At 65.3% G+C, this 19,542-nt stretch carries 18 protein-coding genes; 11 read left to right on the forward strand and 7 right to left on the reverse strand.

The features are described 5' to 3' along the window. The first annotated feature begins 154 nt into the window (after positions 1 to 154). Positions 155 to 568, forward strand: a complete 414-nt coding sequence (locus OSB52_RS19065) for a hypothetical protein (RefSeq protein WP_266063098.1) — start codon at positions 155 to 157, stop codon at positions 566 to 568. A 743-nt stretch (positions 569 to 1,311) separates the two neighbouring features. Here OSB52_RS19065 and OSB52_RS19070 read toward each other — a convergent pair. Then, positions 1,312 to 1,608, reverse strand: coding sequence for a CD225/dispanin family protein (locus OSB52_RS19070; protein WP_266063099.1), 297 nt, complete (start codon positions 1,606 to 1,608; stop codon positions 1,312 to 1,314). Positions 1,609 to 1,832: 224 nt separating this feature from the next. Continuing rightward, positions 1,833 to 2,180, reverse strand: coding sequence for a CD225/dispanin family protein (locus OSB52_RS19075; RefSeq protein WP_266063100.1), 348 nt, complete (start codon positions 2,178 to 2,180; stop codon positions 1,833 to 1,835). A 393-nt stretch (positions 2,181 to 2,573) separates the two neighbouring features. On the opposite strand from OSB52_RS19075, the gene OSB52_RS19080 reads away from it, so the two are divergent. Next, complete coding sequence (locus OSB52_RS19080) at positions 2,574 to 2,954, forward strand: hypothetical protein (RefSeq protein WP_266063101.1); 381 nt, start codon at positions 2,574 to 2,576, stop codon at positions 2,952 to 2,954. Positions 2,955 to 2,993: 39 nt separating this feature from the next. Beyond that, positions 2,994 to 3,551 carry an RNA polymerase sigma factor gene (locus OSB52_RS19085; protein WP_266063102.1) on the forward strand — a complete coding sequence of 186 codons (558 nt, stop codon included), beginning with the start codon at positions 2,994 to 2,996 and terminating at the stop codon, positions 3,549 to 3,551. Between the two features lie 156 nt (positions 3,552 to 3,707). Here the strand turns inward: OSB52_RS19085 and OSB52_RS19090 are convergent, their stop codons facing one another. From OSB52_RS19090 to OSB52_RS19100, 3 genes are all read right to left on the reverse strand, one after another. After that, entirely contained in the window at positions 3,708 to 4,427 is a 720-nt protein-coding gene (locus OSB52_RS19090; protein WP_266063103.1) for a hypothetical protein, read from the reverse strand. A 138-nt stretch (positions 4,428 to 4,565) separates the two neighbouring features. Beyond that, the gene (locus OSB52_RS19095; protein ID WP_266063104.1) at positions 4,566 to 4,898 is read right to left on the reverse strand and encodes a hypothetical protein; all 333 of its coding nucleotides are present in this window, start codon (positions 4,896 to 4,898) and stop codon (positions 4,566 to 4,568) included. Between the two features lie 208 nt (positions 4,899 to 5,106). Beyond that, positions 5,107 to 5,364: a hypothetical protein gene (locus OSB52_RS19100; RefSeq protein ID WP_266063105.1), complete on the reverse strand. Its 258-nt coding sequence runs from the start codon at positions 5,362 to 5,364 to the stop codon at positions 5,107 to 5,109. Positions 5,365 to 5,567: 203 nt separating this feature from the next. Between OSB52_RS19100 and OSB52_RS25045 the strand changes: the two genes are divergently transcribed. Beyond that, on the forward strand, positions 5,568 to 6,845 hold the full coding sequence (locus OSB52_RS25045; RefSeq protein WP_266063106.1) for a MucR family transcriptional regulator: 1,278 nt from the start codon (positions 5,568 to 5,570) through the stop codon (positions 6,843 to 6,845). A gap of 162 nt (positions 6,846 to 7,007) precedes the next feature. Here the strand turns inward: OSB52_RS25045 and OSB52_RS19110 are convergent, their stop codons facing one another. After that, positions 7,008 to 8,828 (reverse strand): hypothetical protein, encoded by a 1,821-nt coding sequence (locus tag OSB52_RS19110; protein WP_266063107.1) that lies wholly within the window; start codon positions 8,826 to 8,828, stop codon positions 7,008 to 7,010. Positions 8,829 to 8,974: 146 nt separating this feature from the next. After that, entirely contained in the window at positions 8,975 to 9,298 is a 324-nt protein-coding gene (locus OSB52_RS19115) for a hypothetical protein (protein ID WP_266063108.1), read from the reverse strand. Between the two features lie 927 nt (positions 9,299 to 10,225). Here OSB52_RS19115 and OSB52_RS19120 point away from each other — a divergent pair. From OSB52_RS19120 to OSB52_RS19150, 7 genes are all read left to right on the forward strand, one after another. Further along, the gene (locus tag OSB52_RS19120; protein WP_266063109.1) at positions 10,226 to 10,375 is read left to right on the forward strand and encodes a hypothetical protein; all 150 of its coding nucleotides are present in this window, start codon (positions 10,226 to 10,228) and stop codon (positions 10,373 to 10,375) included. 506 nt (positions 10,376 to 10,881) lie between these two features. After that, positions 10,882 to 11,133, forward strand: coding sequence for a plasmid maintenance system killer protein (locus tag OSB52_RS19125; RefSeq protein ID WP_372512453.1), 252 nt, complete (start codon positions 10,882 to 10,884; stop codon positions 11,131 to 11,133). A 12-nt stretch (positions 11,134 to 11,145) separates the two neighbouring features. Then, complete coding sequence (locus tag OSB52_RS19130; protein WP_266063110.1) at positions 11,146 to 12,243, forward strand: HigA family addiction module antitoxin; 1,098 nt, start codon at positions 11,146 to 11,148, stop codon at positions 12,241 to 12,243. A 162-nt stretch (positions 12,244 to 12,405) separates the two neighbouring features. Continuing rightward, positions 12,406 to 14,343 carry a type I restriction-modification system subunit M gene (locus OSB52_RS19135; RefSeq protein WP_266063111.1) on the forward strand — a complete coding sequence of 646 codons (1,938 nt, stop codon included), beginning with the start codon at positions 12,406 to 12,408 and terminating at the stop codon, positions 14,341 to 14,343. After that, positions 14,340 to 15,566, forward strand: a complete 1,227-nt coding sequence (locus OSB52_RS19140) for a restriction endonuclease subunit S (protein ID WP_266063112.1) — start codon at positions 14,340 to 14,342, stop codon at positions 15,564 to 15,566. Before OSB52_RS19135 ends, OSB52_RS19140 begins: the two co-directional genes overlap by 4 nt. Further along, the gene (locus OSB52_RS19145; protein ID WP_266063113.1) at positions 15,566 to 19,045 is read left to right on the forward strand and encodes a type I restriction endonuclease subunit R; all 3,480 of its coding nucleotides are present in this window, start codon (positions 15,566 to 15,568) and stop codon (positions 19,043 to 19,045) included. The genes OSB52_RS19140 and OSB52_RS19145 overlap by 1 nt, the downstream gene beginning before the upstream one ends. Further along, positions 19,038 to 19,541, forward strand: a complete 504-nt coding sequence (locus OSB52_RS19150; RefSeq protein WP_266063114.1) for an endo-1,4-beta-xylanase — start codon at positions 19,038 to 19,040, stop codon at positions 19,539 to 19,541. Before OSB52_RS19145 ends, OSB52_RS19150 begins: the two co-directional genes overlap by 8 nt. Position 19,542 lies beyond the last annotated feature (1 nt).

Raw genomic sequence — 19,542 nt, forward strand, 5'->3', positions numbered from 1 at the left:
ATCGGCGACCACACTCGTGCTGTCGGGCAGCGCCCTGCTGCTGACCGCAACACTGCTCATCACCTACATCAGCACCCGCCTGCACACCACCCGCCACTGAATACCGAGGTCAGACTTCTCGCGGCGCGCAGAGCGGACGCTACACTGCGACACCATGACCGATAGAGCAGGCGACCCAGCACCGAGTGTGCGATTCGACCCGTCATCTCCGGTCGAGCGCATGGTGCAACCCACCCCACGGGCGTTGGCCGAGCGTGCCGCCCACCTCATCGCCGCTGCGACCGGATCAACCGACGCGGTCGAGGAGGCTGCCCGTCGGCTACCGGCCTACCTCCCCGCGGCCGTGCGGTGGCAGCTGGTCGCAGCGGTCGAGGTACAAGCCGACCGTATCGCCCGCAGTCGCCACCCGATGCTGGCCGACATGTTCGGTGCCGGCCCGATCCCCTGGGCGTGCTGGCAGGCCGAGCTGATCGAACCCTGGCCGATCCTCGCCGACAGCGCCGCCCGTCTCGGCAAGGCGCTGCCCACCCTCACCGCGCCGGCGCTACAGGTAGCGATCCAGCAGTAAAGTGTCGTGCCACGCCCGACCAGCATCCGGGCCGGGCGTTCGGCTACCGGTCCGATCGCCAGTATCGATCCGATGTGGTGATGAGTGATCGGCCACCCCGACGACGACCAGCCGGGGGAGATGCGGCAGACAGGCCGACGGCCCGCGCCTCCAGGTAGGAGACGCGGGCCGTCGGGAGTGCAGCAGGACGCTAGCTCAGCGTGGCGCCCTGTCGGTGGGGGAGGTGCCCCCCTGATGCCCGATGTGCGCCCCGTCGGTGGGAGAGGTGCCCCCCTGATGCCCGATGCGCGCACCGTCGGTGGGAGAGGTGCCCCTCTGATGGGGAGCCTTCGAGGAAGACCTCGGAGCCACGTCCGTGGGGGAGGTACCCCCCTGATGCGGCACCGACGGTTTGGCGTGAGTGGGCGGGGTGTAGACATAGCCGTCCGGGCCGCCCCCGGCACTCGCAGCGCCGGCAGCCAGGGCCGAACCTGCCACCGCTGCGGCCGCCAACCCGGTAACTGCGGTGATACGCAGCTGGCGAGTGAACAGTCGTCGTCGTTCTGACATGGGTGATCTTTCCCCTTCGTTGTTGGTAGTGCAGGACAGATATGTTTGTGGCGCACAGTATTTGACGCCAATTACCCTGTCCTGGTCCCGACCGGGACAATAATGAGATGCGTCCGACTGCCGGGAATGTTCCCCAACACCCCACACCAGTTGGTGTCCACGAGTGATCCCGTGCTGCGCAGCGGGCCCGTGCGTCACAGCATCGACCAGGCGACCAATGCGCAGACCAGAACCGCCCACGTCCAGACGCCCAGTGCCAGCGACCCCAACGCCCGAGCGCGCTCGGAGGCATGGTGGGCACCAGCGTGGTCGCCGGTGAGCCACAGCCCGGTGACCCGGGAGGCATGGTGGAGTGCGACGATCCCCAGCGGCCAGAAGAACACCAGACCGACACCGGCCCACCCGGCATGGGGGTCGGGCATGTCCGGTGCGTCCGGTGCGTTCGGGTCGGGCGTGGTGGAAGTGTCGGTGTTGCGTTGACGCGGATACATGGAGCTCCTCACTCGAGGCTGGGGCAGGTGCCAACCTCGTGCCGATGACAAGTGGCTTGGGGCCGGGGGCATCGAATCGGGGAACCCGGGGGTCACCCCCAGGGGCGCTGTGTCACTGCAGGATCGGATGACGAGTAGCGGTGAGGAGTCACCGACGCCGCCCGGGCGTAGGCAGACATGACGCTGGGGCCGCCACGCGAAGCGTGAACGGCCCCAGCAGGAGGTCAGTAGTAGGAGTAGGAACTGGCCGAGGCCAGGGCGGTGGCGATCACCACCGCGTAGAACACGATCACCGCGACGGTCAGGACCGCCCAGATCGCCAGCGCGACCTTGCCGAGTGTTTTGGCGCGACGGGAGGCGTCTTCTGCGGCGATGTGATCTCCGGACAACCACAGCCCGGTCACGTTCGACGAGTGAGTGAACGCGGCAAACGCCAACGGCCAGAAGAAGATCACGGCTGCTACCGCCCAGCCGACATTCGTGGCCGGCATCGGGGTGCTCGCGCGCTGCGGCGCGGGCGGCGGCATGGTCGGGCGCGGCGATGCAGACGGTGACGACTGAGAGGGATACATCAGGAAGCTCCTTGTTGTCGGTGTTGTGTGGTGTAGCGCATTCGCAAAGACACAGATGAGATGCCGGGACTCCAGCCGGAAGTTCCCTTACCGCCGTGTGCTCTGGAACACACACAGTGTTGGTGTGTGCCGACGCACGGCACGAAAGGGTGCGACCACAGTCGTGGCCAGGGCCAGACGGAAACGGGCAGGCCGCCGGGGGGGGGGCCGCCGGTAGTGGAATGCCGCTGGGTCCGAGCGCAGGGCGAGGACGTCTGGATAGCTGGCGGACCAGGCCAGGGCGAGACAGCGGTGGGAACAATCGCCGGTGGCCGTAGCATCAGATGCTGTGAGTAGCCGCCGGCACCAGTGGGCGGTGACAGCACATCCGATACTCGATTGGAGACTTCGCCCATGCCTGAGGAGCCGTCGCTACTGGCGTCGCTAGGCATCGATGTCGATGCGTTACCACCGCCGCCGGCAGGGGTGTGGGACCACGCGGTGCAGGCCGCGTTCGATCCGTCGGCGACTGCGGACCCGGACACGGTGCCCGACATGGATGACACCCCAACGCCCGACGATGACGACATGATCATCACCGCAGACGACGACGCCGATCACACCGATGTCGCCACCGCTGACCATGAATCCGGCGACGAGTCGCCGGATTTCGCGGCGGTCGCTGCCGAGGACATCGACGTCGATCCCGGCACCCACGCAGAACACTACGACGAGGCTGCCGCGCTCAGCCACGACGTCGACGGCGGCGATGACGAGGGACAGTACGATCTCTGAAATGGTCAGTGCGATGAGCGCACCGAGGTGGGGGAGTTGATGGACGAAGCGGAGCTACTGGTAGCGGCCCGCAGCGGCGACCAGCAGGCCTTCGCCGACCTCGTCGGCGCGCACCGCACCCACGTGTGGGCGGTGTGCCTCAACATCTGCACCAACACCCACGACGCCGAGGACGCCCTGCAGAACACGTTGGTCGCGGCGTGGCAGAACCTGCACAAATTTCGTGGCGAGGCCAAGTTCTCGACCTGGCTGCACCGCATCGCCGCCAACAACGCGCTGGCGATCGTACGCAAACGCAAAGCCAACACCCACCTCACCGACTTCACCGACCCTGAGCAGCCGATCCAGCTCGTCGACGACGACGGCAGCGCCGCGTTCGACGAGCAGATCGCGCTGCGGGACGCCGTCCGTGACGCCCTGGCCGCGTTGCCCGAGGACTTCCGCGAAGCGATCGTGCTGCGCGAGTTCGGCGACCTCACCTACGCCGACATCGCCGCCCACCAGGGTGTCGGCGTACAGACGGTCAAATCCCGACTGAACCGAGCTCGCACCCAGCTGGCCGCCCGTCTGCGCGAGCATGACCCCAGCCAGTCCTGAGACGAACTGAGGCGGGGCCAATCGGCGGCCCTGCGCGCACTTCATCCCGAGGGCATACGGTGAGTGAATACCACTGCGGCCGTGCCGCACTGTTGCGGCACGGCCGTCATGGATGGCAGTGGCTGGTGCTGTGGGGCTGCGGCTGTCCGGAGTCTGTCAGACGATCGTGTCGTCGTAGCCACCGCTGGTGTCGGGGCCTTCCGGGCTCGGGCTGGGGTCCTCACCGTAGGTGTTACCCGAATCGTCGGAGTAGGAGTCGATCTGGCCGTCGCCGTCGTAGTCCACGCCGTAGGTATCGAGTTGGCCGTCGCCGTCGGTGTCGGCGCCGTAAGAGTCGAAGGTGCCGTCGCCGTCGGTGTCCACGGCGATGCCGTCGGCGCGGCCGTCGCGGTCGGTGTCGGCGACCAGCGTGTCGATCTGGCCGTTGCCGTCGTAATCGACTGCGGTAGCCACGATCTGACCATCGTCGACCATGTCGATCTGGGTGGTGTTGCCGGCCTCGTCGACATGGGCGATGGTGTCGACCTCGCCGTCGTAGTCGGTGTCGGAGATGATCTCCACCCCACCGTCGGCGGTGGGCGCTGCAGCGATATCGACCAGGCCGTCGGCGTTGGTGTCGGCCTCCATCAGGGTGACATTGCCGGCCTCGTCGTAGTGCACGGCCACATCGTTGCCGGCGCTGTCGGTGGTGTAGCTGACGTTGTCCTCACCGCCGACCGGTGCCGGCTGCTGCTGCGCGGCCGCGGGTTCGGCAGCCGACGCGGGCTGCGCCGCGGGGGTGGGTGTGGCGGCCGGATCGGTGGACTCGTCATACGGGCGGTCCGGGCTGATGGTGGGCTGCGCGGGCGTGGTGTTGGTGGCGGTGCTGTCCGACATGATTGTTTTCCCCTCGAAATGATGTGTCAGGCGAACGTGTCGGAAGTCTGATGTCCCCCGACCATCGTTTTGTTCCCGCCGACACCCTAACCGGTCACATCGACCTACGCGTGAGCCGTATGAACTGCAGTTTTCTGCTCAGACAGGGGTGTGCTGTCGATACTGCACCGCCAGGTCTGCGAAGTATCGGCGGCCGGCGGCGACGTAGCGGCCGACCTCGGGGTTGGCGATGGCGTCGGTGCGCAACTGGTGGGCCAGGGAGGCGGCGATCAGGTCGGCCACCACCGCAGGATCGACCCCGTCGGCGCCACCCCAGAAACGAGGATCGCTGTTGTTGAGCGCGGCCGCTGCTGCCCGCAGCTCCGCACAAGTCGACGGGCAATGCGCACCCCGGCTGGCAACCGCAGTCAGGTCGCTGACCATGCGCCGCAACGCGGTGCACGGGTCGCCGCCATGCGCTGCATCATTCACGTGAACGACTCCTATCAGCTCGTGGCCACCGCCCGGTTCGCCATCGGCACCATTTCTCCCCCTCGAAAGGGCGGTGCCGTTCATCATCACAGCACAGTCGGACAGACTCGCCGCCGCTGTGCGGCCACCCGCGCTGCGGGTAGCAACAGATCCGGCCCGCCACTGGATCGTGGCGGGCCGGATCGCGCGGATACTGCTCAGGAAGCGGTCAGTAGGGGCGATACACCTTGAGCTGGCCGGCGTCGCCGATCGGGTCGCCGTAGCCCTTGCGGGTGAGGTCATCCCCGCCGGGATCGCCGAAGTCCTGGGTGACCACCAGGTCCAGGACGCTGCCATTCGACGACCCTTCGGGTGCGGGCAGGGCGCCGCCGGGATCGGCGGCGAATGCGGCTCCGGCTCCGAAGGTGGCCAGCCCGGCGGCGAGCAGGGTGCCGGCGAGGACGCGGCGGATCGGTGTTGCAGCCATGAATCGGTGCTCCTATCGAGTGATGTTCGGTGTGCCACGGTGTGGCGTATGGACACCGATCAGATGCACGGAGCAGCCGGGAAAGTTCCCCACCGTCACCTGTGACCTACGCCACCGACTGCCCTCGGTGACTGCCGCTCTGGGGGCGCGAGCCGCGCGGTTACGCTGAGTTCGCTGCCGGGGAGAGGGTGCACACGGTGCGGGTGACCGAGGACAAACAGCGGCGGGTGGCCGCGGCGTGTGCCCGCCAGTGGGGGCTGATCACCTCGGCGCAGATCGAGATGCTGGGCCTGAACCGCCAGGACACCAAACGCATGCGCGAGGCCGGACTGCTCATCACCCTGCAGCGTGGCCTCTATCGCCATCACAGCGTCACCGAAACCGTGCCGACAGTGCTGTCTGACGCACGGTGTGCCTGGCTGCTGACGCGCCCGGCGATGTGGGGTGAGGACCGGCTGGCGTTGCCGGCCCCGGACGCGGTGCTGACCGCGACGACAGCACTGACCCTGCACGGCATCACCCCCGATGCCGGCGTGGTGGTGCCGGAGATCGCCATGAACACCCAACGGTCCTACCGATCGACCGCGCGCATCCTGGCCCCGCCCGATCGGCTCGACTGGGCGCAGGCGCAAGTGATCGACGGGCTCCCGATCGCGCGACCGATTCCCGCGCTGGCCGCGGTCATCGCGGCTGCCTCGGCGGATCACCGCAACCCGCGCAGCGCGGAGCTGACGTCGTTCGTGGCCGCCGCAGTCGCGCGGATCTGCGACGACGCCGCCGACCGGCCGGAGGGTGATGCGGTGATCGGGCAGGTGGCCGGTGTGGTCGGCCGCCGCTCCACCCAGGTCGTCGACGTCGCGCAGATGCTGGCCACCCTCTGTCGTGAGGCCGGAGTGTCCGAGGACATCCTGGCCCAGACGGTGCTGGTCGGACGATGGAATCTGGCGGTACCGGTCGACCGCACCCGCCAGGCGGTCGCAGCTGTGCTCGCCGCCGCGTTCACCGCACCATCCGTGTCGCTGCCCGTGGTGCTCGCCGACCTGTTCAGTGTCGACCCGCACCAGTTGGGGCAGGTGTGGCGGTGCGCGCACCGCGGGTGTCCGGACCGTGCGACCGGGTCGGGTTACTGCTCGCGCCACCGCGTCCTGGAGGTCCGCGACCGCACCACCCGTCCGGTCGCCGACGGCGACGAGATCGCCCGGTCGGGGTTCGGCATCTACGGTCGCCTCGACGACGACGGACACACCGTGCTGTGCCACGAATGTGGCCGCCGCCTGCGGCACATCAACGCTCGACATCTCGCCGGCCACGACATGACCGCCGCCGAGTACCGTGTGGCTCACGGGATTTCACCGAGGGTCGGGCTGATCAGCGGCGACAGTCACCGCCGCCGCGCGCAGAACTCCTTCGACCAGGGCAGACCAGACCTGCTGCGTCACCTGCGACCCACCGCCGCGCAGCGACGACCACCACCGGACTAGGCTGAGGGTAGGTAGCGGCACACCAGACAGTGCCGACGCATGGTAACGCGAACACCACACCCACGGGGCCTCCCAGCTGGTGTATCGGATGGGGTGGGTAAACTTCGCGCTTACTGGTAGCGATGCACCATCCCCAGCATCGACAATCACGCTTATACGTCCCTAACGTGTTGGGCGAGCAGCATGTTCATCACCTGATGCGCGGCTGAGCATGGTCGCTGTCGCCGCGCGATGGTGGTCATAGCGTTGCCCGCAGCCCGCACACACCATCGCACCGTCGACAACGGTGCGTGTGGCGCTGAGGTGACCGCAAGCAGGATGCGTGCGCGACAACCCCGACGCAGACACGGTGGTCACCGCTACTCCCTCACGGGCGGCCGCAGCCACCAGCAACTCCCGCAGCGACCCCGGAGCGGCGACCCTGCGCCGCTGCGCGACCGCACGCCGGACCTGCGGATGCAGCGCACTGTCACCACGCGCCGCCGCCGCCGACACGTCCGCAAGCGCCAGGTCGTCGACCACCACCCGGCCGGCCAGATCGACGAGGTGGGCGGCGACCTGCCGGTAGAAGTCGCGGCGCCGGCGCATTGCTTTGCGGCGAGAGTGTTCCTGGCGTCGCCACACCGGAATATCGGTGTGCCGCCACCGCTGCAGCACCCCGATGATGTCGGCGGCACCGTCGGGTGGCTGTTGTGACCACTGCTGATGCAGCCACGCCAGCCGCCCTGGCCCGGCCCACTGGGCCACCTCGGTGTGGTGCAGCAGCTGTGTCGGGTCGCCAGGGTGGGGGAGGGGGCCATGCGCGGCGAGCCAGTCGACCACCGCCGCCCGGGTCTCGAGCATCGCCTCGGTACGCTGCGCGCCGAGCGTCGCGGCGTAGCCGACCTGATCGGGCACCGACCGCGGTAGCCGCACCTGCCCGGTCATCCCGTCAGCGTCGACCGACACCAGCTCACGCAGATGCTCGCCGATCGTGATCGGCCGGCTGGCCCGCCAGTCGGCAACAATCAGACACTCGCCGTCCTCGCGCCATCCCAACCGCACCGCCACATCCGGCCCCGTCCGCGCGAGGTCTGGCGGGTCGCTGACACGTGCTACCAGCGAGATCTGCGCACGCCGCTGGTCACTGACCCGCCACACCGTCAGCCGCGCCAGCAGGATCTCGGCGTCGGCGGGCAGCATGCGATGCTGCTGAACAGGCACCTCGATCCATTGCGGTTGCCCATCGGTTTGCCCGCACCGCATCCGGACCGTCACCCGCCCGCGGCGGCGTTGCTCGGCACGCGTCAACGCCGCCCACTGCTGCGGATCAGTCCACGGCACCACCAGCAGGTTGCGGTACCGTCCGGCCGGATCCGCGACGGCCTGCGGGCTGCGCGGCGGACCGCCGGCCTCACGCTGCAGCTGCACGGTGATGGTGCCGGTGCCGTCGAACCGGCGCCGGTTGAGATTGGCGCTGCGTCCTTGTTTGCGTTGTGCCGCTATCTTTTTCATTGTCGATTTGTGGTCGGCGACCACCGCATTGAACGTGGCCCAGAACAGGTCGCCGTCGGTGCAATACTGCTGGTAGAGCTGCTTGTGCCGCGCATACAGCTGCTGATGGATCTCGCGGATCTGTGGGTCGACCAGCTCTCGGGCCTGGTTGATCTCGGTGCGTCGGCGCACACGAGCATCCCGCACGGTCTTGCGTGTCTCGGCCAGCCGCGCCGCCGTCGGACCGGTCACCCGGCGGCGGGTATCGCCGCGCAGCGTGGCCACCACCTGTTCGGCCGCCTCCACCTCACGCTGGGCGGCCGCTAACGTCTCCTCGGCCGCGGCGACCTGCGGCACCTGCGACCACACCGCCTTGAGTGCCGCATCCACCTCGTACTGGGCGGTGACCAACTCATCACGCAACGCATGAGCCAACCGCAACTGTCCCTGCACCGCCGGCGGCAACTCCCACCGGTAATGCACCCCCATGGTGACCGCTACAACCGCCACCCGCCCGTCCCTTCACCCCACTCGCCAGCCGATTTCGGCTCAACTGCCCGCATCGTAGGCCACCACAGTCCCCGCCAGTCGGGAACGGTATCGCGCCGCCGGGCTGTCGGCAGCTGCCCGCGAGGGCAGGAGCCCCGCCCGGCGGACTACACGCTGAAGACGAGATACATCAGACACATCACGAATCCAACCGCCACCGCGACCACGAACACCGTCAACGCGCCCGGAGCCTTGTCGAACGCCCAGAACAGGGCCGCGACCGCAGCCACCACCACCGCGAGCATCACCGCCGCCACCGCCCCCGATCCGCACAACGTCAGGGCGCCGAACCAGCCGGTCAGCAGACCGCCCAGGGCCACGACGATCACGACGACGGCCGGACCGTCGACCAGGGACTGGTCAACAGTATGTTCGCCAGTGACGCCCTCGGCGGATGCCGACTCGGTGCGCAGGTCATTGTCGTCCGTCATCGCCATGTTCTCCTTCGCTCATCGTCGTGTTGGCAACGACGATCAGATGCAGCGATGAGTGGCTGATGTTCCGCAGAGCAACAGGATTGGGCAACCAACGACTGAGGGGTGCGAGAACTCGGTCTGCTGGACGTAGGGCTTCCCGGCGCAACGAGGCAGAGCCTGGCTCTCGCACCCCCGAGCCGTGACATTACCACTACACTCGAACCTGTGTTCGACGTCCGGGATGCTCGACGTGGGTGCGATCGACCCGTCATGCGGCCGTCCCGCCCGCTTTCGCAGACGGTGGATCGATCCCTGCGGGGCACGTGCGTTCGGGGCGCGGGTTGAACCTCTGTTGCCGGCACATCAGATCGTCTGGCTTCGACTGGCGAACGGTCTATGGAGAGGGATCTGCCGAATGCGTGTCGCCAGTGCGAATCATCTGTCGACAGCCACGATCATGCTAGGGGTGCCACCCGAAGCGATCACCGTCCACGAGGAGGACAACACATGACGGAGGACATCGACGCGGCCAGCTCGTCCGACGGTCCAGCCGATGATTGGTCCCTACCACCTGCAGGTTTCTGGGAACAGACCCACGAGCTTCTGCGTCACGAACGCGAACTATGGGCCGACGGCATTGATGCACCCGCGTGGTGGCCTTCAGGGCGCGAGACCGACCGGCCTCCGGGATCGAGCAGCCCTACTCCCACGGGCCCGGCCTAGAAGTTCGACCATCGTGCTGCTCACTCTCTCGGGCGAGGTGCTGACATAGGTGACGATTATCGGCGGCGCACATTTGGCTCAATGACAAGCAGGTCAGTGGGCACGCCTATGTCCTGTCTCCTCTGATGTGGCGCAGTTTCGGGTGATCTGACGTATTCGCGCGGCGTGTCTCAGTTCAATGGGCGCAACTGAACTGTTCTGTCTCATTGCAGTTGGCGCATGGCCCTCCCGATCACGTTGTGGCGCAACAACTATGACGACACGGTCTGTGGCGGCACCAGCGGCGGGTCGGCGTCGGCGGTCCTCAATCCGGCCTCGGCAAAGAACCGGGGAAGGCGTTCATTCAATGATCTACGTCAGATCAACTGAGGCGGCGCGCCCGTACGTTCGTCTCAAACAATCTGACGCACCGCAGGTCAGGGAAGTGGGCCGTATCAGATCAACCGAGACGGGACAGCCTTACCCTTACGCGCCCGTCGGCTCGAAATGGTCCGGCTGATGCGCAACCGGTCGATCGTCTCGGGCGATCGTCAACAGCTGCTCGTGGCCTGGTTCCATGCCGCGGCCATAGGGCGAGAGTCGCCTGCAACGCGAGGTTTCCTCCGGATGCAACGGTGCCCGTCTCTGTGGCCCGAACGGGCGACCAGCGGCATGGCGTCATGGTCCTGTTGCGCCCCGTCGATACCCTCAGATCGCCACGGATGCAGGTCGGAGTTCTGGCTGCGTCCGTACGACGAATCTCGGTGGGCCTTGTTCGTCACATGCGGCATAATGCGCGATCGGCCTGCGTTAGACTGTAACGGAATCGGTGACACCTGTTGGAAGTGCTTTATGAGGACCGGAAGCTCCAGAAGTTGTGCACGGACGAGCGCGCGATGCGGAAGAAGCGTGGTGACATCGCCGCGAAGCTGCGTCTGCGAGTAAACGCTCTGCGCATAGCCACAAACGTTGGCGAACTGGAAACCATCGACCCGCTGGGCTACTGGCACCAGCTTCATGAGGACCACGCCGGCGAGTGGGCCGGGAAGCTCAGCGGCAACTACAGGCTGCTGATTCGCCCCGAAGGCGAGGTAGAGCCCTGGGACGCGGTCACCGTCACTGTCACCGAGATCAATGACTACCACTGAGAGGAGAAGCCAATGACTACCACCAACTACGCCGTCGCCCCCGGGGAGTACCTGGAGGAGTGGGTCGACGACCAGGGCTTCTCCCAGCAGCGCGTCGCCGAGATGCTGGGCTGCAGCCGTAAGCAGGTCAACGAGATCATCCACGGACGTGCTCCGATCACACCAGATACCGCGGGGCGGCTGGAGCGTGTCGTGGGGATACCCGCCGACGCGTGGCTGCGATACGAAGCCGCGTACCGTGCGGACCTTAACCGCATAGCCGACGAGGGGGACCTGGCGCAGCACGCCGGCGTCATTGACTCGAACGCGGCGACCTACCTGCGCAGCCTCGGCGCGACCACCGCCACGCGAGCCAATCCGGGCCGACTGGTGTCGGACTTCCTCGCCTTCCACCGCTGCGGGACATGGGAGGTCTACGAGCACCTCCATGAGACCGCGTCGCAGGGGGACTACGCCCTCGCGGCGTTGAAGGAGTCCGGCGCCGACGTCGCGCCGACCGCTCTGACGACATGGCTTCGCGCCGCGGAACTCACCGAGCCGTTCGAACGAGGCCGGAAGTACGATTACGACGGGGCGCAGCTGCGTGCCGCGCTGCCGGAGCTCCGTGCCCGGGCCGCGTGTCCCGACGCCACGATGCTCCGTGACATCGCCAGCCTGCTCTCGGAGGTTGGTGTCGTCTTCGTTGTCGTCGAGCCTCCGAAGAACTTCCCGCTGCTCGGGATGACACGGTGGATTGACAAACGGGTTCCGGTGATCCAGCAGACGGGCCGTTGGGGCAAGGACGGGTTCGTGACCTGGACCTTGTTCCACGAACTCGGTCATGTGCTCAACGACCCCCGCGGTGAGATGCACCTGGAGTACAAGACGGAGAAGAAGCGCACCAGCGCCGCCGAGAAGGGCGCGAACCAGTTCGCCTTCGAGACACTGTTCGGCGAGCAGGGCATCGCGCCGTTCGAGGGGCTCAGCCGGGACGGCGAGATCGTCCACGCCGCGAGGCAGGTGGGGATTTCTCCGGGGGTAGCTGTGCACCAGATGCACCGCAAACGCCTGCTCCACTACCGGTTCGGGAACAACCTCTCCGTCGATCTCAAGGGCACGTTCACCGCGTAGTCGTCAGTACGCGCTCGATCACCGATGCTGGCAGCGGCCCAGTCGCTGCCGGCTCTGCGCATGCACGACATGAGCCTCGGGCGACTCTTCGATTGTCCCTACGCCGATGTAACGTTTCCGATACATTCTGGCGGGTGACCGGGACCGATTGAGGGCAACACATTGGCTGACGCAGCGAACAGTACGACCGCACGGATCGTGTGGGACACGGCCGACAAGTACCTCCGACACATAGTCGACGAGGAGGACTACGGCGACTACATCCTCCCGTTTACGGTGCTCCGCCGGCTGGAGTGCATGCTCGCGGACACCAAACGGGAGGTGACTGCGTTCGTTGCCTCCCTCGCAGGGATGCCGCCCCATCTGATCGACATCGCGGTGAAGGACAAGTTTGGGCTGAGCTTCTACAACATCTCACCGCTCGACCTCGCGACGATCGCTTCGGTCGACGACAACGTGGCTAACTCCTTGCAGAGCTACATCGACGGTTTCTCGAACAACATCGCCGACATCTGGACCTCTTTCGAGTTCAACCGCCGCGCGAAAGTTCTCGCCGACGCCAACCGTCTCCACTCTGTGGTGAAGCACTTCTCGAAGCTCGACCTGTCACCAGGCCAACTCGAGAATACCGCCATGGGCGACGTCTTCGAGGACGTGATGTACCGGGCGTTCAACAAGAAGGGCAAGGCCGCAGGTAACTTCTACACCCCACGCGATGCGATCAAGCTCATGGTGGACATCTTGATCACCAACGATGACGATGGCCTCGCGGGCGAGAGCGCCTTGCGCTCAATCTACGACCCCACGGCCGGCTCCGGCGGCATGCTGCTCGTCGCGCAGGACGCGCTCAAGCGGATGAACGGAAATATCGACGCCACGCTCTACGGGCAAGAACTCATGCCGTCGGCGTTCGCACTCGGCAAGGCCGACCTGCTGATCCAGGGCGGCCGGCCAGACGCAATCAAGCAGGGCAACACCCTCATCGAAGATCTGTACGCGGATCAGACCTTCGACTACGTGCTCTCCAATCCTCCGTTCGGCAACGATTGGGAGGCGGACGAGAAGGCGGTCAAGGAACAGGCAAAAGTTCATGGTTCGCGATTCAGCCACGGGCTGCCGAGTACCAGTGACGGTCAGATGCTGTTCCTCGCGCATTGCGCCTCCAAGCTCAGCCCGGCAGCGAAGAATGGTCAAGGCGGTCGAGCAGCCGTCGTCTCGAACCAATCGCCGTTGTTCAACAGCGACAACGGGCCGAACTCGATCCGCCAATGGCTCCTCGAGAAAGACCTGATCGACGCAATCGTCGCACTGCCGACGAACATGTTCTACGGCACCGGTATCGCGACGTACGTCTGGATCCTCGACACGAATAAGGCCCCTGAGCGCAAGGGCAAGATCCAGCTGATCGACGGCTCCGGCCAGTGGGACTCTCTGCGGAAGCCCATGGGCGACAAGCGCCGCGAGATGGGGAAGAACCGTCGGAAGACGCTGATGGAGGCGTACAAGGCGTTCGATCAGGCCGACCCTGCGATCTCTCGCGTCATGATTCCCGAGGACTTCATGTTCCGCGACGTTCCCGTGTACAAGCAGGCGCGTTTCGCCACGCGCTTCAACGACGAACTCGTTGAGCCACTGCGAAGCCGACGCGACTTCACCGAGGGTCACGCCGCGATCCTGCGCTCCCTCGACGGCACCCCGTGGAACGACCTCCCGAAGGCGTTTCCGGAGGCCGCGAGATCGGCTGGATTGAAGTCCCCAGTCGGTTTGGTCGATGCCGTCATGAAGGCGATGGCTGTGGAGGATGACTCCGCACCCCTGGCAGTCGATCGTAAGGGCAAACCCGTGATCGTCCCCGGGTGGAAGATCACGGAGCGCGTGCCTCTGAGTGAGGATCTGGACGAGCACATGGAGCGCGAAGTGCTGCCGTATGCGCCTGGAGCTCAGTGGGACGAGACGAAGGCGAAACACGGCACGGACATCCCGTTCGCCCGAATCTTCTACGTGCCTGAGGAGCCGCGCCCCCTCTCGGAGATCGACTCCGACGTTGAAAAGATCATGACCGAGCTAGGTGACTTGTTCCGAATTGTGGTCACGAAGTGACCGCCTTTGCTCCGGTCTGGAAGTTCGCAGTAGTCGGTCCTGCGACCCCCGAGTTCAAGTCTTTGGTTGAGGGGACCGATGTCACCTTTATGCCGCTGGAGGCGATATGGCCGGGTGCCAGCTGCGATTACGGTCGTACCTTGCCGTGGTCGCCGAAGCTGAGCTACGCGCAGTTCCGACGCGGCGATATCCTCGTGCCGAAGATCACGCCGACGTTCGAGGCCGGACGCACGATCATCGCTGAGACCCCATCGGTCGTTGGTCTCGCCTCCACTGAGGTTCACGTCGTCAGGGCAAACGAGGACACGGACCCTAGATTCCTGCAGTACACGTTTCAGAGCCAGCCGTTCCTGGACGAGGGTGCTCATTCGCTACAAGGCGTGGGCAACCTCCGGCGGATAACTCCGCGCTTTGTACACGAGTACAAAGTGCTGGATGTGTCGCGCGATGATCAGGCCCGCATCGGCAAGTACCTAGACAGGGAAACAACTGAGATCGAAGAGATCATCGGCCGGCTCGATGATTTGGCCAGTACGTTGCGGCACCGCGAATCCCTTGTTCGTACAGCCTTGGTGTGCGGCATTTCCGCAAGTCATCACTCCAACCAAGTTTCCAGCCGCTCGCCTTTGTCTGGCATTCCGGATCACTGGCAACGCACTAAGTTCGGATACGACTTCACTGAGAGCACCGAGCGGAACGACGACAACCCGCCAGGCCCACTCCTGTCGATCTCCGAGTACCGGGGCGTGGAGCTCAACACGCGTACTGAGGGCCAACAGGCGTCGCTGGATGTGTCGAAGTACCGCGTCGTGCGACCCGGGCAGCTCGCAGCCAACATGATGTGGCTCAACCACGGCGGGATCGGCGTATCGTCGCTCACCGGCTACATCAGCCCCGACTACAAGGCGTTCTGGATCTCGGACCGCTTCGAGCCCCGCTACGTCCACCACCTCTTCCGAAGCTCTCGGTACATCGATTACTTTGCCGCCATCGCAACCGGCGTCCGACCGAACGCACAACGGGTGACCAAGACCGTGCTAGACGCGACCCCGGTCCCGCTTCCGCCCCTCGACGAGCAGATCAAGATCGCGGATCAGCTGGACGAAGCCACCGCACTCGTCGACGCCATGCTGACGAAGGTCGCTGAACTCAAGGCTCTACTCCTGGAGCGGCGCGCGGCGCTCATCACCGACGTCGTCACCGGTCGGAAAGAGGTCGCCTGATGGGCGATGAGCAGCTGATGGAGTCGGAGTTCGAGCGCAACCTCTGCACGGAGCTCGCGGAGCGGGGATGGCTGTACGAGGACGAGGGCAAGCCAACGGGTTGGGACATCAGCCTGGCGATGGTCCCCGCCGACGTACTGCACTGGCTCGCGACGCAGTACCCGGACGAGTACGAGAAAGCCGTACCCGCAGACCTTGTCGGTGAGCAGAAAGCCTTAGCCGAGCGGAAACTGCTGCAGCACATCACCAAAGAGCTCGCCAAGCAGACGAAGATGGACGCCACTACGGGCCACCCCGTCGGTGGTTTGCTCGGCGTGCTGCGCAAAGGTTTTGCCTACGCTCAGGTCGGTCGCCCAGCCGCGAAGTTCGGGCCGATGATGGAGTTCCCGCCGGCGAACCCCAACCTCACCGAGGTGGTGGAGGCTGCCGACTCTGTGCGCCTGCGCATCCTGCGGCAGGTGCGTTTCGATACCGCGACCAACGAGACCATCGACGTCGTGCTCCTCGCGAACGGCCTGCCGGTCGTGACCCTGGAGTTGAAGACCGACAACACGCAGACGGTCAACCATGCGATCCGCCAGTACAAGGAGGATCGCCGGCCCGGGAAGAACCGCCCGCTGCTCGCGCCCGGCCGTGCCTTAGTGCACTTTGCGGTGTCGAACGACCTCGTCTACATGACCACCAAGCTGGAGGGCGAGGACACTGTGTTCTTGCCCTTTAACCAGGGCAACGAAGGTCACGAGGGTAATCCTCCGTCGGGTACTGGTTCGTCAACGAACTATCTGTGGCGCGAGATCCTCGCCCGCCCAACGTTCATGCGCGTCCTGAAGGACTTCGCGCTGTTCGAGCCGAGCAAGGTCGGCAAGAGGGACGGCCGGCTAGTTTTCCCGCGCTTCCACCAGTTGCGCGCGGTCGAACGCGTCGTCGGTGACATCGAGGCGAATGGAACTGGAAAGCGCTACTTGGTCTGGCACTCGGCCGGTTCCGGCAAGACGAAGACGATTGCGTGGTTGAGCCACCGGCTGATCCGGCACATGAGCGCGGACACGCAGTCGACGTTCGACTCGGTCATTGTCGTCACCGACCGCAACGTGCTCGATGAGAACATCCGCCACGATATGCACCTGGTGCAGTCCAGCAAGGGCTTGGTCGTCAGCGTCGGGGAGAAGTCCGGGGCAAAGTCGCCGCAGCTGAAGGCGGCACTCGTCGAGGGTGACCACATCATCACCTGCACCCTGCAGACGTTCCCCGAAGTCATGAAGCTGATCGAGGATACCGAGGAACTGCGCGGCCGGCGTTGGGCAGTGATTGCCGATGAGGCGCACTCCTCGCAGTCAGGTTCCGCAGCGAAGAAGCTGAAGGAACTCCTGGTCGACGTCGACCTCGACCCGGACGACGAGGACATCAGTGCCGATGACCTATTGCTGGCGAAGGACTCGGCGGTCGCCGCCTCCAGCAACATCACCTTCGTGGCGCTCACCGCTACCCCGAAGGCGAAGACTCTGCGGCTGTTCGGCAACGAGCGCGACGGCCGCTGGGAAGCCTTCGATACGTACACGATGGCGCAGGCGATCGAAGAGGGCTTCATCCTCGATGTGCTCACCAACTACTCCACGTACGACATGTTCCTGCGGGTGAAGAACGCGCTGGAGGACGAGCAAGAGATCCGCGTCAACACAGGCGAGGCGGTCACTAACATCGTTCGGTTCGCCCGGCTGCACCCGACCGCGATCGCGCAGAAGGTCCGTGTCGTCATCGAGCACTTCCGGCGGAACGTGATGGACATGCTCGGCGGTGAGGCAAGGGCAATGGTCGTCACCAGCTCGCGGCCCGAGGCGTACAACTGGTCAAAGAAGATGAACGCCTACCTCGCCGATCAGGGGTACACGGACATGGAGACGCTGGTCGCGTTCTCCGGTTCACTCACCGACGAGGACACCGGCGAATCGGTCACCGAGGTCTCGCTCAACAACCGCAGCGACGTCGGCCGCGCTTTCCGTGAGGAGGGCCAGTACCGGGTGCTGATCGTCGCCAACAAGTTCCAGACCGGCTTCGACGAGCCGCGTCTGATGGCGATGTACGTCGACAAGAAGCTCACCGGTGTCGCCACGGTTCAGACGCTCTCGCGGCTCAACCGCACTCACCCGGGCAAGACCGCCCCGATGGTCGTGGACTTCCGGAACTCACCGGCGAGCATCCAGAAGGACTTCAAGCTCTACTACTCCGACGCCCACGTCGAAGGGGACGTTGACCCCAACGCCCTCTACACCCTCGGCGACCGCCTCGACACCGCAGACATGTACTCGTATGACGAGATGAACGCCGTCGTCGACGCGTACCGCTCCGAGTCCGGCGGCGAGGCGATCGCCAAGGCCCTCGCTCCGATCAAGAACCGCTGGAGCGGTCAGATGCGGCAGGCGGTGCTCAGCAAGGACAAGGCGAAGCGGGAGGAACTCGAGCAGTTCCGCGCCGACGTGATCAGCTACCGCAACGCCTGGCAGTTCCTCAGCCAGATCGTCGACTACCAAGATCTGGATTTGGCTCGTCGCGCGATCCTCACGACCTTGCTTGCGCGCAACCTTCACTCCGATGGCGAGGATTACGACGACAGCTACTTGGAGGGAGTGCAGCTCTCGGGCGTGAAACTCGTACCGGCCGCGATCGGCGAGGACCACTCGCTGAGCGAGGGCAGCAGTGAAAGCATCAAGCTGCCCACCTTCGAGGGAGAGCACAAGGGCGGCGATGGAACACCGCAGCGGGGGCCGCTCGACGAGGCCATCGACAAGGTGAACGAGATGTTCCAGGCCAAGGGGGTCGATGTGAGCCCGGAGAGCGTGTCCGGGTTCATCACGACGTTCTGGGGTTTCCTCGACGCAAACGAGGAGGCCGTGGCGATGGCGAAGAACAACACCGTCGCGCAGCTCAAGGCGTCTGAGGGATTCAGCGGTGCTGTCGGTCTCGCTGTGTTGAAGACGGTCAGTGAAGCGCAGGAGATTCAGTCGTACATGACGGATCCAGCGTTCCTGCAGGCGATCACTGACATCGCGGCGGACACCATCCACACGCAGTACCGCAGACCTGTCGACGTTCTGACTGACCCCGACCAGGCCGAAGATGCGCGAACTGCGCGCATGGCTCTTGGCGCGTTGGCTTCTCTTGAGGAGGGTTGGGTCGATGGCGACGCCGGGGAAGCTATTGCGGCAGAGGTGATCAGTCGAGGTGCCCACGTGATCGACGTAATGGAGGACCTTGGCAACGTCACGAGATCGGTTTTCCCAACCGAAGAAGGCGGTGTCCGCTTCTATTGGCCGCGCGCCGAGAATCAGCTGACGATCGACGTCGAGCCCTCTGGTGCCCTCTACATCCACACCGCTGACGTGGCGGCGGGGACGTTCCGAGACGAAGCGGTGCCGACGGACGCTGACCTCACTGATCGACTCGCAGCATGGCTGGTCGAGGAGGACGCCGACCATGAGTGAAGACGCAACACGAGAGCGGATTGCCGTTGGCGAGATCGAGCTTTTGCGCCCCATCATCAGTGCCTGGTGCGACGACAAGGGGGTTGTCGCGCCCCAGGCGTTCAACCTCAGTAGTGCGGACAAGCAGGACTCCAACCGTTTGTCCATCGTGCGCGGTGACGCAACGACTCCCGGTCAGGCCTACGCCGACCGAGCGTCCTATATCAGGAAGCGCTGTGACGAGAAGGGAAAGGCGTATGTGCCTCCGGTCGGCGTCTTGGCCGTGACGGTCGATGAGGTCGAGTCCGTGGAGATCAAGTCCTCCGAGGGCAGTCGAACACCCCTCACCGTGTGGGACGACTCGATGAACGCCGATCGCCCAGATGACCACGGGCACATCGACTTCAACGACGTGCCCGCTGGTGACAGAGGTGCCTGTCTGTTCGTCGCGAAGGCAATGCTCGCTCACGCTGAGGCCAAAGGCTGGAAGTTCCGCCCCGTGGAGCCCTCGGAGTAGC

This window comes from Gordonia aquimaris, assembly GCF_026262595.1.
GTDB classification, from domain to species: Bacteria; Actinomycetota; Actinomycetes; order Mycobacteriales; family Mycobacteriaceae; genus Gordonia; species Gordonia tangerina.